This window comes from Candidatus Poriferisocius sp. (assembly GCF_965208475.1).
In the GTDB taxonomy this organism is placed as follows: domain Bacteria; phylum Actinomycetota; class Acidimicrobiia; order Acidimicrobiales; family Bin134; genus Poriferisocius.
Window position 1 is genome coordinate 3,033,126 of the sequence record NZ_OZ242338.1, and the last position, 12,853, is coordinate 3,045,978.

At 64.3% G+C, this 12,853-nt stretch carries 18 protein-coding genes; 10 read left to right on the forward strand and 8 right to left on the reverse strand.

What is annotated here, in order from left to right:
- The first annotated feature begins 57 nt into the window (after nt 1-57).
- The 8 genes from ACOGXA_RS14105 (at nt 58) to ACOGXA_RS14140 (ending at nt 6,044) form a co-directional block, all read left to right on the forward strand.
- Nucleotides 58-657: a sigma-70 family RNA polymerase sigma factor gene (locus ACOGXA_RS14105; protein WP_419924497.1), complete on the forward strand. Its 600-nt coding sequence runs from the start codon at nt 58-60 to the stop codon at nt 655-657.
- A 17-nt stretch (nt 658-674) separates the two neighbouring features.
- A complete protein-coding gene (locus tag ACOGXA_RS14110) occupies nt 675-959 on the forward strand; it encodes a hypothetical protein (RefSeq protein WP_419924498.1) in 285 nt (94 codons plus the stop codon).
- 60 nt (nt 960-1,019) lie between these two features.
- The gene (locus ACOGXA_RS14115; protein WP_419924499.1) at nt 1,020-1,208 is read left to right on the forward strand and encodes a hypothetical protein; all 189 of its coding nucleotides are present in this window, start codon (nt 1,020-1,022) and stop codon (nt 1,206-1,208) included.
- Nucleotides 1,209-1,214: 6 nt separating this feature from the next.
- Complete coding sequence (locus ACOGXA_RS14120; protein WP_419924500.1) at nt 1,215-2,297, forward strand: zinc-dependent metalloprotease; 1,083 nt, start codon at nt 1,215-1,217, stop codon at nt 2,295-2,297.
- Nucleotides 2,294-3,163 carry a tRNA lysidine(34) synthetase TilS gene (tilS, locus tag ACOGXA_RS14125; protein WP_419924501.1) on the forward strand — a complete coding sequence of 290 codons (870 nt, stop codon included), beginning with the start codon at nt 2,294-2,296 and terminating at the stop codon, nt 3,161-3,163. Before ACOGXA_RS14120 ends, tilS begins: the two co-directional genes overlap by 4 nt.
- Nucleotides 3,164-3,182: 19 nt before the next feature.
- A complete protein-coding gene (hpt, locus tag ACOGXA_RS14130) occupies nt 3,183-3,746 on the forward strand; it encodes a hypoxanthine phosphoribosyltransferase (protein ID WP_419924502.1) in 564 nt (187 codons plus the stop codon).
- Between the two features lie 55 nt (nt 3,747-3,801).
- Nucleotides 3,802-4,854, forward strand: coding sequence for a transposase (locus ACOGXA_RS14135; protein ID WP_419924503.1), 1,053 nt, complete (start codon nt 3,802-3,804; stop codon nt 4,852-4,854).
- 374 nt (nt 4,855-5,228) lie between these two features.
- Nucleotides 5,229-6,044 carry a nucleotidyl transferase AbiEii/AbiGii toxin family protein gene (locus ACOGXA_RS14140; protein ID WP_419924504.1) on the forward strand — a complete coding sequence of 272 codons (816 nt, stop codon included), beginning with the start codon at nt 5,229-5,231 and terminating at the stop codon, nt 6,042-6,044.
- Nucleotides 6,045-6,186: 142 nt separating this feature from the next.
- Here ACOGXA_RS14140 and ACOGXA_RS14145 read toward each other — a convergent pair whose 3' ends face one another.
- The 8 genes from ACOGXA_RS14145 to ACOGXA_RS14180 form a co-directional block, all read right to left on the reverse strand.
- Nucleotides 6,187-6,528, reverse strand: coding sequence for a hypothetical protein (locus tag ACOGXA_RS14145; RefSeq protein WP_419924505.1), 342 nt, complete (start codon nt 6,526-6,528; stop codon nt 6,187-6,189).
- Between the two features lie 87 nt (nt 6,529-6,615).
- Nucleotides 6,616-6,972 (reverse strand): hypothetical protein, encoded by a 357-nt coding sequence (locus ACOGXA_RS14150; protein WP_419924506.1) that lies wholly within the window; start codon nt 6,970-6,972, stop codon nt 6,616-6,618.
- A 19-nt stretch (nt 6,973-6,991) separates the two neighbouring features.
- Nucleotides 6,992-7,378, reverse strand: a complete 387-nt coding sequence (locus tag ACOGXA_RS14155; RefSeq protein ID WP_419924507.1) for a hypothetical protein — start codon at nt 7,376-7,378, stop codon at nt 6,992-6,994.
- Between the two features lie 58 nt (nt 7,379-7,436).
- Nucleotides 7,437-9,122: a toprim domain-containing protein gene (locus ACOGXA_RS14160; protein WP_419924508.1), complete on the reverse strand. Its 1,686-nt coding sequence runs from the start codon at nt 9,120-9,122 to the stop codon at nt 7,437-7,439.
- Nucleotides 9,071-9,397, reverse strand: coding sequence for an ATP-binding protein (locus tag ACOGXA_RS14165; RefSeq protein WP_419924509.1), 327 nt, complete (start codon nt 9,395-9,397; stop codon nt 9,071-9,073). The genes ACOGXA_RS14160 and ACOGXA_RS14165 overlap by 52 nt, the downstream gene beginning before the upstream one ends.
- 130 nt (nt 9,398-9,527) lie before the next feature.
- Complete coding sequence (locus tag ACOGXA_RS14170; protein ID WP_419924510.1) at nt 9,528-9,827, reverse strand: hypothetical protein; 300 nt, start codon at nt 9,825-9,827, stop codon at nt 9,528-9,530.
- A gap of 284 nt (nt 9,828-10,111) precedes the next feature.
- Nucleotides 10,112-10,435, reverse strand: coding sequence for a hypothetical protein (locus tag ACOGXA_RS14175; RefSeq protein WP_419924511.1), 324 nt, complete (start codon nt 10,433-10,435; stop codon nt 10,112-10,114).
- A 370-nt stretch (nt 10,436-10,805) separates the two neighbouring features.
- Nucleotides 10,806-11,915 (reverse strand): IS630 family transposase, encoded by a 1,110-nt coding sequence (locus ACOGXA_RS14180; protein WP_419924512.1) that lies wholly within the window; start codon nt 11,913-11,915, stop codon nt 10,806-10,808.
- Nucleotides 11,916-12,142: 227 nt separating this feature from the next.
- On the opposite strand from ACOGXA_RS14180, the gene ACOGXA_RS14185 reads away from it, so the two are divergent.
- On the forward strand, nt 12,143-12,472 hold the full coding sequence (locus ACOGXA_RS14185; protein ID WP_419924513.1) for a hypothetical protein: 330 nt from the start codon (nt 12,143-12,145) through the stop codon (nt 12,470-12,472).
- A complete protein-coding gene (locus tag ACOGXA_RS14190) occupies nt 12,469-12,771 on the forward strand; it encodes a hypothetical protein (RefSeq protein WP_419924514.1) in 303 nt (100 codons plus the stop codon). Before ACOGXA_RS14185 ends, ACOGXA_RS14190 begins: the two co-directional genes overlap by 4 nt.
- Nucleotides 12,772-12,853: the final 82 nt, after the last annotated feature.

The window sequence follows — 12,853 nt, forward strand, 5'->3', positions numbered from 1 at the left end:
GAACCGTTGTTGAGACCGCGACCTATTCTTTCCACGTCAGGAGTAAGCTGACCCCAGATGGCTGATCAAGCCACATTCGCCGAACAGGCCATGGAGTACATGGACCAGCTCTACTCGGCGGCCCGGCGGATGACCCGGAACGCAGCCGACGCCGAAGACCTGGTGCAGGAGACCTACCTGCGAGCCTACAGAGGCTTCGGCAACTTCCAGCAGGGCACCAACTTGCGGGCCTGGCTGTTCCGCATTCTCACCAACGCGTTCATCAACTCCTACCGGAGCAAGCAGCGCAAGCCGAAGTCGGTGGACCTAGCCGGCGTGGAAGACCTCTATTTACACCAACGGCTGGGGGGAGACACAAAGGCCGCGCTAGGGGCCAGCGCCGAGGACGTGCTGATGGAGACGATTGCCGAGTCGGAGATCGTGGACGCCCTGGAATCGCTGCCTGAAGAGTACCGGATCACCGTGCTGCTGGCTGATGTGGAGGGCTTTGCCTACAAGGAGATCGCGGAGATATTGGCCATACCCATAGGCACCGTCATGAGCAGGCTGCATCGGGGAAGAAAAACGCTGCAAAAGCGGTTGCTAGAGTTCGGAAAGACCAGGGGCTGGGTGGATCCACCCGATCCTGATCGAGCGCCGGCTTCGGCTGGCATCTGATTTTCGGAGGCACGGTGATGAGCAGCAATCGGCATTGTTTGGGCATTCCCAACCAGTGCGATTTCTCACGCGATCTCATAGCCCGAGCCCTGGACGGCCAGCCCACACTGGAGAACATCAGCCGAGTGAGGGTCGATCTGGGCGACTGCCTCTCCTGCATACAGATCTTGGACGTCGAAGTCCGCTTCAAGATGGCCATGAGCCAGGCATGTCGGGAGTCGGCGCCAACCTCCCTTCAAATCCGCATTACCGAGACTCTCCAGCGCGTCGTGCTCGACGACCTCGATGTCCAAGATCTTTGAGCCGGTCCGGGCGGAGCCCCCGGCATGGAGTCTCAGCAGGCAGACCACTAGGGTGAGCGCATGGATTTGATCGCTGCCGTGGTGTGGCATTGGTGGATCGCCCTGCTGCTGGTTATCGGCACGATCCCCTTGGTGATCGCCACCATTGTCGGCTACTTCACCAAGGTGGTCGCCCCCCGCTACAACAGTCGGCACCAGCGGGAAACCAGATCTCAGAGTGCTGACGACTCCGAACAGCGGCAACGGTAGTCATCGGTGGATTTCGCAGCCGATCCAGTCGACTGGCGGCTGGCAGAGCGAGTAGCCACAAGGGTCGGCGGCCACGAGCCGTTCCTCGATTCCTACCACTTCCACAAGCTCGCCCCTGACCTGACCGAGCTCACCGCCCAAGCCGAGGAGCTAGTCGCAGCCGAAACGGGGCTGATGTCTATGTCGGGCGCGGCCCGGGCGAAGGTGGTCACCCGCGCCGAATGGGTGAAGGCCAACGTGGCCTCATTCCAGAGGCTGTTGCGCCCGGTTATCGGAAAAATGGCCGAGCGGACGTCGTTTTCGTGGTTGGCCCCAGTGACACAGAGAGTGAGCGGCGCCGAGATGGGGGCGGTTCTGGGCTGGATGTCCACCCGAGTGCTGGGCCAGTACGACCTGCTGATCATCGAGGACGACCGCCCCGAAGACCAAGACATGGTGTATTACGTGGGTCCCAACGTGATGGCCCTCGAGCACAAGCACGGCTTCGACCCTCACCAGTTCCGGCTTTGGCTGGCCCTCCACGAGACCACCCATCGGGCCCAGTTCACCGGCATCGAGTGGTTGCGGCCCCACTTCTTGAGCCTGGTGGAAGAGGCTCTGGATGCGGCCGAGCCCGATGTGGAGCACTTCAGGTTCGTGGCCAGACAGGTAATCGAAGCTAGACGTCGGGGCGACGACCCGTTGGCCGACGGGGGTCTTCCTGCCCTTTTGGCCACCCCAGAGCAGAAGGCGGCGCTGGATCGAATCGGGGGCATGATGAGCCTGCTGGAGGGCCACGGCGACATCACTATGGACCGGGCCGGGGCCAGCCACATTCCCGACGCCAGTCGATTCGCCCGGGTGCTGCGCCATCGCCGCAACTCGGCCAGGGGGATATCCAAGCTGTTGCAACGCATCATCGGCATCGAGGCCAAGCTGAACCAATACGCCGCCGGAGAGGCTTTCATCGAGACGGTGGAGGCCCGCGGCGGCCCTGATCTGTTGAACCGGGTATGGGAATCGCCCGATCGGCTGCCCACCATGACCGAAGTTCGCAACCCCCAGCAATGGATCGACCGGGTCAACGGTGCCCACGCACTGTCTGCGTGAGCACCGAAACTTCCGACCTCCAATCGCGCTGCACTTTCCCCCCTGCGGGAACCACGGTGGACTGTGCGGTGTCGGGCGGCCCCGACTCCCTGGCCCTGCTAGTGCTGGCCTCCGAATCGGGCTGTCGGGTGACCGCTTGGCATGTGGACCACGGGCTGCGCCCCGGCTCAGCCGCCGAAGCCGATGATGTGGCCCAAGCCGCCGCCCGCTGGGGTGCAGCCTTCGAAGCCCGCACCGCCCACTGCGAGCCCGGCCCCAACCTGGAGGCCCGAGCCCGCACCGCCCGCTACGAGGTGCTTCCGCATGGAGTGCTCACCGGCCACACAGCCGACGACCAAGCCGAAACCGTGCTGTTGAACCTCATCCGAGGAGCAGGGCTAGACGGGCTAGCGGGAATCGGCCCGGCCCGGCGCCCGCTGCTGGCCCTGCGGCGATACGAAACCCAGGCCCTGTGCAATGCCGTCGGACTGAAACCGGTGCAGGATCCGTCGAACCTCGACCCTGCCCACCGCCGCAACCGGATGCGCCACGAACTGCTGCCCCTGCTGTGCGATATCGCCGAGCGCGACGTCGTCCCGATCATCGCCCGCAGCGCGGGCCTGATTGCAGGAATCCGCGACCTGCTCGACGAGTTGGCCGCCGGCATCGACCCCACTGATGCCAAAGCGGTGGCCAAGATCCCTGAGCCCATGGCCCAGCTAGCGCTGCGAAGGTGGATCCAGCACGAGACCGGTGCAGAGCACCCCCCAGAAGCAGCAACCATCGAACGGGTGATGGCAGTAGTGCGAAATGAGGCTCGATCCACTGAAATTGGCGGAGGCTGGCGGGTTGCTCGATCCTCCCAACGGCTCGGCCTGAGCAAGTAGGCAGCACTAGGTTGACCTCGTGTCCAGCGAGGCGACCACTGCAAAGGGCGATCCTGGCCCTATCCTGATCCCCAGCAACGACCTCGAGGCCTGTATAGCCGATCTCGGTTCCCGCATCACCAACGACTACCAGGGCCGGGCCCCCCTGCTGGTGGGCGTGCTGAAAGGCGCCTTCATGTTCATGGCTGATCTGGCCCGGGCCATCGAACTGCCAGTGGAGTTCGACTTCATGGCGGTGTCGTCCTACGGCAGCTCCACCCGCACCAGCGGTGTGGTGCGGATCGTCAAAGACCTCGACCTCGATCTAGCAGGGCGCGACGTGATCCTGGTGGAAGACATCATCGACAGCGGCCTGACCCTCAACTACCTGCGCAAGAACCTCGCCGCCCGCAATCCTGACAGCCTGGAGGTGTGCGCTCTGCTGGTGCGCAAGGGCCGCCAGCACGAAGACCTCGACTTGCGATACGTGGGCTTCGAGATCCCGCCCGACTTCGTGGTGGGCTACGGCCTTGACGTCGGTGAGCGCTACCGCCAACTCCCTCACATCTGCCAGTACCAGCCGAACAGCAATACACAAAAATAGGGGTCTACAAGTTATGGGCTTGACTTTGTAGGTGGGGTCCATTACTGTCTCAGGCATGGACTTGATGGCGGTGTTCCGCAGGTTTCCCGATGATGAGGCGTGCTACGAGTATCTGGAGCGGGTGCGGTGGGGCGAACGCCCGGCGTGCCCGCTGTGCGGGTGTGTTGATGTGGCCCGCAAGGCCGAGACGTATCGGGTGGGCCGGTGGAATTGCCACGGCTGCAAGTCGAGCTTCAACGTGCTGTCCGGCACGATCATGGCGAAGACCAGGGTGCCGTTGCAGAAGTGGATGCTGGCGATCTGTCTGGAGGTGAACGCCAAGAAGTCGATCTCCTCGCCCCAGCTCGCCCGAGACTTGGACCTGACCCAGCAGACCGCCCACTACATGCAGCAGCGCATCCGGTCTGCGATGGCCGACCAGAACGGCGGGGCCGAGATGTTGCAGGGCATCGTGGAAGCCGACGAGACCTATGAGAGCGCCGAGGCACGAGACTGGATTACCGACCTTGAGCCGGGCACATGGTTCTGGAGCAAGAACGTGCCAGGCCGGCGCGAGATCGTCCACCCCGTCCTCTCCCGCCTCCACCGCAACGAATCCAGCGGCGTGGTGAGAGTAGGCCACGAGATGTACTGGCGCGGCTGGCCTGAAGGCCATGAACTAGCGTTCATGGCTCCCGACTACACCATTGGTGCCCTTTTGTTGGCTGGTCCAGGGGCAGGCCTCGCCGACTGGGATGCCCTCAACACACTTCGGTGGAGCACCCAAGTTCCCTGCAAAGCCCTGATCAGCACACTGGGCACCCCTCCGAAGCCGCCTCATCCGACTGTGGTCTACATACCCAGAAAAAATCAGCGGCGATCGGATCTGAACTGGACCGAGGTCACGATATTGGAAGCTGTCAGCGTGTGCTGGACGACAGAGGAGCCTTGGCATGAGTGCCTTGAAAGGTTCCGCAACGGCATCTCCATGGGACGCCTTCGATGGCAAGCGCCCATACGCGCCGACAAGCTCGAATGGGCTGCTGAGACTGATGATGGCGCAACAGTGGAAACACTGCACATGGTTCAAGAAATCTCGTCGGCGGTCGCCGAGATGGCGGACGTTTGATGTCCCAGATATGCGGTTCCACAAACACGGTTGACGGGAAGCCGTGTCAGAACCCTGCTCAAAGCTGCAATATCCAACACAGGGGTGGCAGGCATACGAGCACCAGCGGCATTGCGGACGCAACAGCCCCGCTTGGCCACTCCATAACCCTCGACGGGGCACCCATAACCCTCGACGGGGCACCCATAACCCTCGACCAGGCACCCGTAGGAGTTTCACGGGGGACTCGCGGGTTGGCCGGCAGCCCAGGCGAGTTCGATAAGTTGCTCAGCACTGCCGCGGCTTCGCTCGGTCTTGTGCCTGGTTCAATCGTTCAGGACTACTGGCTTACTGCATGCCTCCACAATCTCTCCGAGTCTGGTTCTCCCCACGGGATGCAGGTATTCAGGGAATTCAAAGGCCAGCGAGAACCGAGCGCTACCTGCTTGTTCACTGGGGGCACGTCCTTGGTCTCAGCATGGCACATCACTGAGCGCTACTCCGAAGACATCGACGTCCTCGCGGCTGACCTTACAGGTGGCGCGATGAAGGAAACCTTGCGGAAAGCCAGGTCGCAAATCTCGAACTGGGTGAAGGAACCACTCGGCCAAACTGAATTGGCCGTCAGGCAGGACGATGACCGGCAGAAGGGCTACAGGAAGATGTGGCTGCCTGTAGGTCGAGAAAAGGCGTTTTTGAAAGTTGAGATCGCCTCGGAGGCGGTCGCCGGCAACTTGCAGGAGAGCCGCCCCGTCGTCTCGCTCATGGGCCGTTTCGCCACCGAGCAGCAAAGGGCGCGGTACCCGGAGCTGGGCGGCTTCGATCTGCTATGCACTAAGCCCGCCTACACGGCGGCGAACAAGCTCGACGCCCTGCACCGCCGAGCCGTCAACGGCCATTTCCGAGGTCTCGCTGCGAGGATCCGCGACCTGTACGACCTCGCCATGATCGCCGGCTCCGAGCACGCCGAGGATGCCAGACAGCGTTTGCCCGAACTCGCGGACGCTGCTGCCCGCTCGTTCGGGAGGGGCGACGACTCCGTGCCCAGGCCAGACAAGGGCTACGCGGACAGCATCCTGTTCAGAAAAGGCTCCGAGGCACAGGGCCATCTCGAAAAGGCATACCCGAGTCTCGCCAATTTCGTGTGGGGGAATTTGCCGTCGTTCGGCGAAGCGCTGGAATTGGCCGCGAGCCTCGATGATCACACCTGATCCGTTTCCCGGACCAGGACCACCAACCTTCCCGCGTCAGCCTTATGGTGGAAATGACAGTCGGCGGTAGTCATGCAACCTCCACTGCTGAGGTGATTCTGGTCCTCGCTCGATGACTCCACTGCCGAAAACACTGCCGACCTCAGCGACCGCGGAATGCGGCGGCGAGCGCTGCGTCACAGTCGCGGTAGCCGGCGAGCCGCTCAGCGGCCCAGTCGGTGTCGAAGCGGTACACCTGTCCGCCGCGGGTCGTGCTAGCGGGAGCAAGCCACATATCCGTGTCCGTTCCCGCTGAGGCCAGCAACTCAAAAGCGGAACGCAGATCGGCGAGAGCCAGCGTACCATCGGCTGCGAGGTTGAGCCGGTGGGTCGACACAGACGACGCTGGGAGCGCCTGGCCGTTGCCGGCGGTGTCGTCGGCGATCACCGCGAGCGTGACGGCTCCGCCGAATCTGGCATCGCCTGGGGCGATGACCACCGACATGCCTGAGCCTGCGGTGCATCGCACAGCGATCCTCGGCTCCACAGTGGACCTGGACCCATCGCCCCGCGCCTTCTCGACCCGCTCGACTTATGCAGGCTGCCCAGCCCAGTCGCTAGCGGGCTCCACCCGCTGCTCCCAGTGACCGGAGCGGGCCTGCGCCTGGCCAAGGACGCTTTTGTCCCATACGGCGGTACGGGCGGCCACCCATATGCCGACAGGCGCTACACACGCGCAGACGAGGGCCGCTAGCGCGCCGGAGACCAGCACCGTAACCGCCCACCGGTCGCCCTGGCGCTCACCTCTCGCCACAGCCCTCGGAATGCCATCGGCCTTGCTGAACATAGCGAAGCTGGCGAACAGCAACCCAGCGACCGCGGCGAGCCCGCCGACGGCCAGCACCACCAACAATCCGATAGCCAGCCAGGATGGGATGAGTGCTAACACCGGTTTCTCCCGCCCCTGCTTAGTAGCCGCAACCGAGCGCGCTCTCGGCTGGCTCCATCCTCAAAATCCACTTGATCGCGTGGTCCGCTGAAATATCGAAAGCGGCGAGGGGTTCGCCTGGAGGCACGCTGATTGGATGGTTGGGCGAAGCCCAGTCGGTCTCGACCTGCCCATCTATAGCGACCAATTCTGCGTCGGTCTCGACTTTCAAGCTAAGGGGCTTGACGGATTTGGTGTGGATTCCGCCGCTTGACTGACTCCCGCTGATGCACACTGCGTAGTTGCCAGCGGCGAAGCCGCGTCTGAGCTTGGTGGCGCCGCTGCCCGAGATCACCATTTCCGTGTCGCTCGATTTGAGGACGTTCTCAACCCCTGCCGAACAGCCTGCCAGCAACAGGACCACCATCAAGAGCGTCGCTCTACCACGCTGCCTTCTGTGTCTCGTCGCCTTCTGCATCTCGCACCTACACATCAAGGGCGTGGCCATAGGCGCTGAAGTGCTCGACGATGTAGTCGCGGCGGGCTTGCACGTCGCCGCCCATCATCACCCTGATCGCGTTCTCGGAGCGTGACGCGTCGCCCACAGTGATGGGGCGCAGCACCCTGGTGGAAGGGTTCACGGCGCACTCGTAGAGCTCGTCGTCGTCCATCTCGCCCAGCCCCTTGAACCTGGTGACCCTGTACTGCCGCCCCGCCTTGTCGAGGTCGGTACACCGCTCCACCAGAGCCGTGTCTCCGTAGACGAACTCGGGGTCGTTTTTGCCAGCCTGGATCGCGTGGGTCGGGGGGTCGGCTGCGAACACCCTGCCCTCTTCGAGCATGGGCCTCATGTAGTGCCACAGCAGGGTTATCAGCAGGCATTGGATATGGCTGCCGTCAACGTCGGCGTCGGCCAGCAGCACGATGCGGTCGTATCGGCTGTCGTCGAGCGAGAAGTCCTTGCCCGCACCCGCGCCGACGGCGGCTATCACAGCCTGCGCCTCGGCGTTGTGCAGAACCTGGTGTGCCGTCGACTTGCCCGCGTTCACGATCTTGCCCCTCAAAGGCAGTACCGCCTGCCACCCCGAATCGCGGGCCCTCTTCGCCGGACCCGCAGCGCTGTCGCCCTCCACCAGCAGAAGCTCGGGGGATGCCTTCCCGCCTGGCCGCGACCTGCAGTCGGACAGTTTCGACGGCAGAGCCGAGTTGGCCAGTTTCCGCTGGCGGCGGCGTGCCTGCGCCGCTTTCGCGGCCGCCTCCCGCGCCAGCACAGCGTCTGCGACCCTGTTCACGACTGCTTTGACATGGGCCTTGGCGGTGCCCTTTCCCTCGACCCAGCCCTGAAACCCGGCCTTGGCAGCTTCAGCAGTCACATCCTCTGCCTCGGGGGTGCCCAGCTGACGCTTGGTCTGCCCCCTGAACTGCGGCTCGGGGACCAGCACCCGGACCGCGGCGACCATGCCAGACAGGCAGTCGTCGCGACGGGGCACTGTCTCTGCCTTCTTGAGCTTCTTGAGTTCCGCAGCCCTCACAGCCGCAGCCACAGCAGATGTGATGCCCTTCTCGAACCCTGCGTTGTGGGTGCCTCCGTCGGGAGTGGGGACGGTGTTAACCCAGGACACGATCCTGGTGTCATCGTCGTCTGTCCAGCAAAGGGCGGCTTCAACGAAACACTCCCGCGCCACCTCCTCGATCTCGGTGCCGCCGCCCCGCTGGACGGGCACCTTCTCTGTGAACGACCCCGACCCCTGGAACGAGATGATCGGGGCGACGGACTGCTCGCCGCTCAGCATGTCCGCCACGCAGTCTTTGAGCCCGCCCTCAGCAGGTCCGCACACGACCGTCTCGCCAGTGCGTTCGTCGGCGACGGTGACCACCAGATTCGGCACCAGGTAGCAGACTTGCCGCATCCGCTCCGCTATCAGGTCGCACGGCACGCCGTTCACCGCGGTGGGCATCAGATCGCTGTCGGGCCAGAACCTCACCGTGGTGCCCGTCTGCTTTTTGGGCAGCCTTCCCGAGGTCTTGACCTTGTGGGACGGTTTGAAGTTCCCGTCACCGTCGAAATGGCCCGGCTCGCCCGACTCGAACGAGAGTTGGTGCCTTTTGCCGTCGCGCTCTACCGTCGCATCGACCCGCTCTGAGAGAGCGTTGACAGCGGTGATGCCCACGCCGTGCAGCCCGCCTGATGCCTTGTACTGGTCGCCTCCGAACTTGGCCCCGTGTGCAGCTCGGTGAACACCACTTCCAACGCAGACCTGCCCTCCCTCGTCGGGTGCGGGCCTACGGGGATGCCCCGTCCGCTGTCGGACACCTCGTAGGAGCCGTCGTCGCGGACGGTGATGGCGATGCGGTCGCCGTGCCCCGCAGCGGACTCGTCAACAGCGTTGTCTATGAACCTCCCACAGCAGGTGTGCCAGCCCCTCGTCGCCAGTGCTGCCCACATACATCCCGGGCCGCTTCCGAATAGCGTCGAGCCCTTCGAGGACTTGGATGTCGGAAGCGCCGTACTGGTCTGGCATAGGGCAAGGATATGGGGCATCCGATGCCGCGTCGCCCGCTGAGCGGCGGCGGGCTCACCTCAAGTGGTTCGCCCACTCGGTCCCGTCCACCCTCGACTCTTGCGCCGGCCGAGACCAGAACTCGGGATCCGGCATCGGGTCGGCGCTCGCCGTGCGGAGGATAGCCTCACCCCTGTCAGCGGACTCGTGGAGCGTTCTCGCCATCTTGCAACCAAGTCGGGAGATCACCCTGAACGCCACCCCTAGGATCAGCAGCCGCACCATGAAATTCGCAGGGGTGCGGAAACCGTCCATAAGCCACGCCAACTCCAAGGCCACCGTCGCAGCGGCCGTCGACCCAAACACGGCCTCCACACTGCTATGCGAAAAGCCGCAATGCGCTGTCGGGCCACCCTGTACCGGACGGCTGCTGCGGAGGTGGCATATTCCATTCATGTAATTATCGTGCAGCGGGCGACACCTTCTGCCCAGTAGGCGCGGTCCACAAGCGGACATCGTGCCTGATCGGAGTAGCAGTGGGAAGCGGAGGGCAGCTCCTGGCAGTCAGCGGGCCGCACTCTAGCGGAGGGGGCGGCTCAGCCGGGCATGGGTGAGGCACACCGCTAGGGCCATGGGCATCAAGCAGCGCTCTTTGGATCTCATGGGGCGTCTACGATTTCCGGGAGGTTTGCCGCCAACCTGTCGATCACCGACCTGAACGAGTTGTATCCCTGGCCCGCCGGCCACTCGCTCGGAGGGTTCTCCGCCGCCGACACCCAGAGGAACACCTCTCTGCGGATCGGCATGCCCTGCTTCATCCAGCCATTCGCCTCGCCGAGATACTGCATGGCCTGGTCCCAGTCCCGGTAGTCGGCGGCGCCTGACGACAATGCCGCCTCAAGCAGCGTCGCCTCATTCCAGTTCATGTCGCGTCGCCGCTCGTTGTGCCTCTCAGCGAACGTGATCGGGGGGCCGAATGGCATGGCGGGCGGAGTGAGATTCCGGTATGGGACGGCGATAGCCGTCCTGTACGGCACCTGGCGACACCAACCGACATGCCTGAGGGCACACCAACTCGCATATCCCGAGCCTGGTGGGGCAAGAATCGAATCGTCCAAGGAGGGCATCACCCCATAGCCGTGGTCGCGCCGGCACGGCTGCCGCCAATAAATGCCAGGGGTGAACCTTCCGATGATCGGCATGTCTGCCGCCATCAGCCTGGAGAGGACGTTGCGGACCACATGCCGCTTGCCTGGAACCGCCGCCGAGCGGAACCATGTGCCGGCGGGGAGCGCCTCAATCCATTCGCGGGCGACACTGGAAGCACTTGGTTTGGTGACTGCCAGCGCTGAGCTAGTGGTGTGTCGCGGGTTTGTTTGCGCGGTTGAGGGCTGTTTGTGCTCGGCGGGTTTTGGCGATGATGGGTTCGGCGGTTTTGGTCCAGCGCAGGGGTTTGGGGTTCTGGTTCCAGTGTGATGTCCAGGTGTCGATGGTGTCCTCGAGGTCTTTGACCGAGGTGTGGGTCCGGTGTTTGAGGGCTTTGCGGGTGAGTATGGAGAACCATGTTTCGACGAGGTTGAGCCATGACGCGGATGTGGGGGTGAAGTGCAGGTGCCAGCGGGCTCGTTTGGGGTGGGCGAGCCAGTCTTTGACGGGTTTGGACTTGTGGGCTGAGAGGTTGTCCAACACGATGTGGATGTCGAGGTGGCGCGGTGTGTGCAGGTCGATCCATTTGAAGAACGCGAGCACGTCTTTGCCGGTGTGGCGCTTTCGGGTCTGGTGGAGCACCTCGCCGGTTGAGACGTTGAGGGCGGCGAACAGGTCGAGGGTGCCGCGTCTTTTGTAGTCGTGGGTGAGGGTGCGGGCCCGGCCGGGTACCATCGGCAAAGACGGCTGGGTGCGGTCTATGGCCTGGACCTGGGTCTTCTCGTCGAACGCGAACACCGCGGCGGCCTCGGGCGGGTCCAGATACAGGCCGACGACGTCGACGAGCTTGGCCTCGAAGCAGGGGTCTCGCGACAGCTTGAACACGTCTGAGCGCCACGGGCGCAGACCGTTCTCGCGCCACACGCGCGCCACGATGTCCTTGCCGACGCCGTGGCGCTCGCCCATAGAGCGCGTCGACCAGCACGCCGACCCGTCCGGGGGCTCCTCGAACAGCGTGTCGGACACGATCTCCGACTCCCGGGCCGCGCCCAGCGACCGGGCAGGCCCCCGGCCGCCCGCAACAGTGCCCAGCCACCCCAGCCCCCCGGCCTCGAACCCGCGCCGCCACGCCCGCACCGTGTTCGGAGCCACCCCGCAACGCCGCGCGATCTCCTCATTGGCCAAACCATCGCAAGCCGCCAGCAACACCCGCGCCTGGCGGGCCACCCGATGCGACACACACCCCGAGCGCGCCCAGCGCTCCAACACCTCCCGATCCGCATCCGAGACCCCCAACGCAACCGCAGCCGAAACCATCCCCCCACACTACACCACCCCGCAACACAACCAACGACACACCACTAGCCATGTAGAAAGCGTACCGTGCCCTATGAGAGCCGCGTTCCTGCTTTTCGGGATGGTCTAACGGTGGGAATGCGAGAAAGCCGGGCGGGCTGCCTCAGGCTTTCTCGCAAACGCGGCCAAGGCTGTCTGCTCGCATGCCCTGTAGGGAGGGTACAGCGTGTCGTTAGCTTCTTTGATGTATGGGACAAAGCGACCCGCTCGCAGTCGGCGCGACCCCCGCGTCGGACAGCGTTGCGCCCCCTCCCCAGAGGCATAAGCGGGGAATGCTCCCCCCTGTCGGATTCGCCGCCCTCGCGGCAGCGCTGCTGGGCGGATGGGCCATCAATAACCCTATGAGCGGTATAGCGGGGTTCGCCGTGTGCTGTTCGCTGTTCGCCGTGTCGTCCACCTCGGCCGCTTTTCGGGGCCGGCGGCGCTACGGCACCCCAGGAATCGTGTTCTGCTGGGCGGCGCTAGCGTCGGCGGTAGCCGCCGCATGGCTGGCAGCGGAAACGCTGGCAGCGGCGTGAAGCGGGCAGCGGCGGGCATCTGGGCAGCGCTATCGGCGCTGTTAGCCGCCTCGCTCATCCTCTCCGCCGCTGTGGTCTCCCCCGCGTCAGCTCAAGTCCAGGCGGATGACAGCGCCCAGCCCGGCGGTTCGGACGGGCTGTCAGATCGGTGCATGCCCCAGCTCGGCGGCGTGTTCAGCATGAACGTGCTGCTGCTGATCGACGCATCCAGAAGCCTGGTGGGCACAGATCCTGCTGGGCGGCGCGTGTCGGGCGTGGTTCGGACAGTGGACACACTCCGCGACCTGTCCGTCCGCTAGGGGGACGAGGTCGACATCCGTGTCGCCGTCGACGGCTTCAGCAGCGACTACTTCCACCACCTGGGGTGGTCGCCGCATAAAA

Coding starts and splice junctions, on each gene's coding strand:
- ACOGXA_RS14140 (WP_419924504.1), top strand. CDS start 5,229: ATGCAGGTATTCAGGGAATTCAAAGGCCAGCGAGAACCGAGCGCTACC.
- ACOGXA_RS14185 (WP_419924513.1), top strand. CDS start 12,143: ATGGGACAAAGCGACCCGCTCGCAGTCGGCGCGACCCCCGCGTCGGAC.
- ACOGXA_RS14165 (WP_419924509.1), bottom strand. CDS start 9,397: ATGTGGGCAGCACTGGCGACGAGGGGCTGGCACACCTGCTGTGGGAGG.
- ACOGXA_RS14135 (WP_419924503.1), top strand. CDS start 3,802: ATGGACTTGATGGCGGTGTTCCGCAGGTTTCCCGATGATGAGGCGTGC.
- ACOGXA_RS14115 (WP_419924499.1), top strand. CDS start 1,020: ATGGATTTGATCGCTGCCGTGGTGTGGCATTGGTGGATCGCCCTGCTG.
- ACOGXA_RS14180 (WP_419924512.1), bottom strand. CDS start 11,915: ATGGTTTCGGCTGCGGTTGCGTTGGGGGTCTCGGATGCGGATCGGGAG.
- ACOGXA_RS14175 (WP_419924511.1), bottom strand. CDS start 10,435: ATGCCATTCGGCCCCCCGATCACGTTCGCTGAGAGGCACAACGAGCGG.
- ACOGXA_RS14105 (WP_419924497.1), top strand. CDS start 58: ATGGCTGATCAAGCCACATTCGCCGAACAGGCCATGGAGTACATGGAC.
- ACOGXA_RS14110 (WP_419924498.1), top strand. CDS start 675: ATGAGCAGCAATCGGCATTGTTTGGGCATTCCCAACCAGTGCGATTTC.
- ACOGXA_RS14155 (WP_419924507.1), bottom strand. CDS start 7,378: ATGGTGGTCCTGTTGCTGGCAGGCTGTTCGGCAGGGGTTGAGAACGTC.
- ACOGXA_RS14145 (WP_419924505.1), bottom strand. CDS start 6,528: ATGTCGGTGGTCATCGCCCCAGGCGATGCCAGATTCGGCGGAGCCGTC.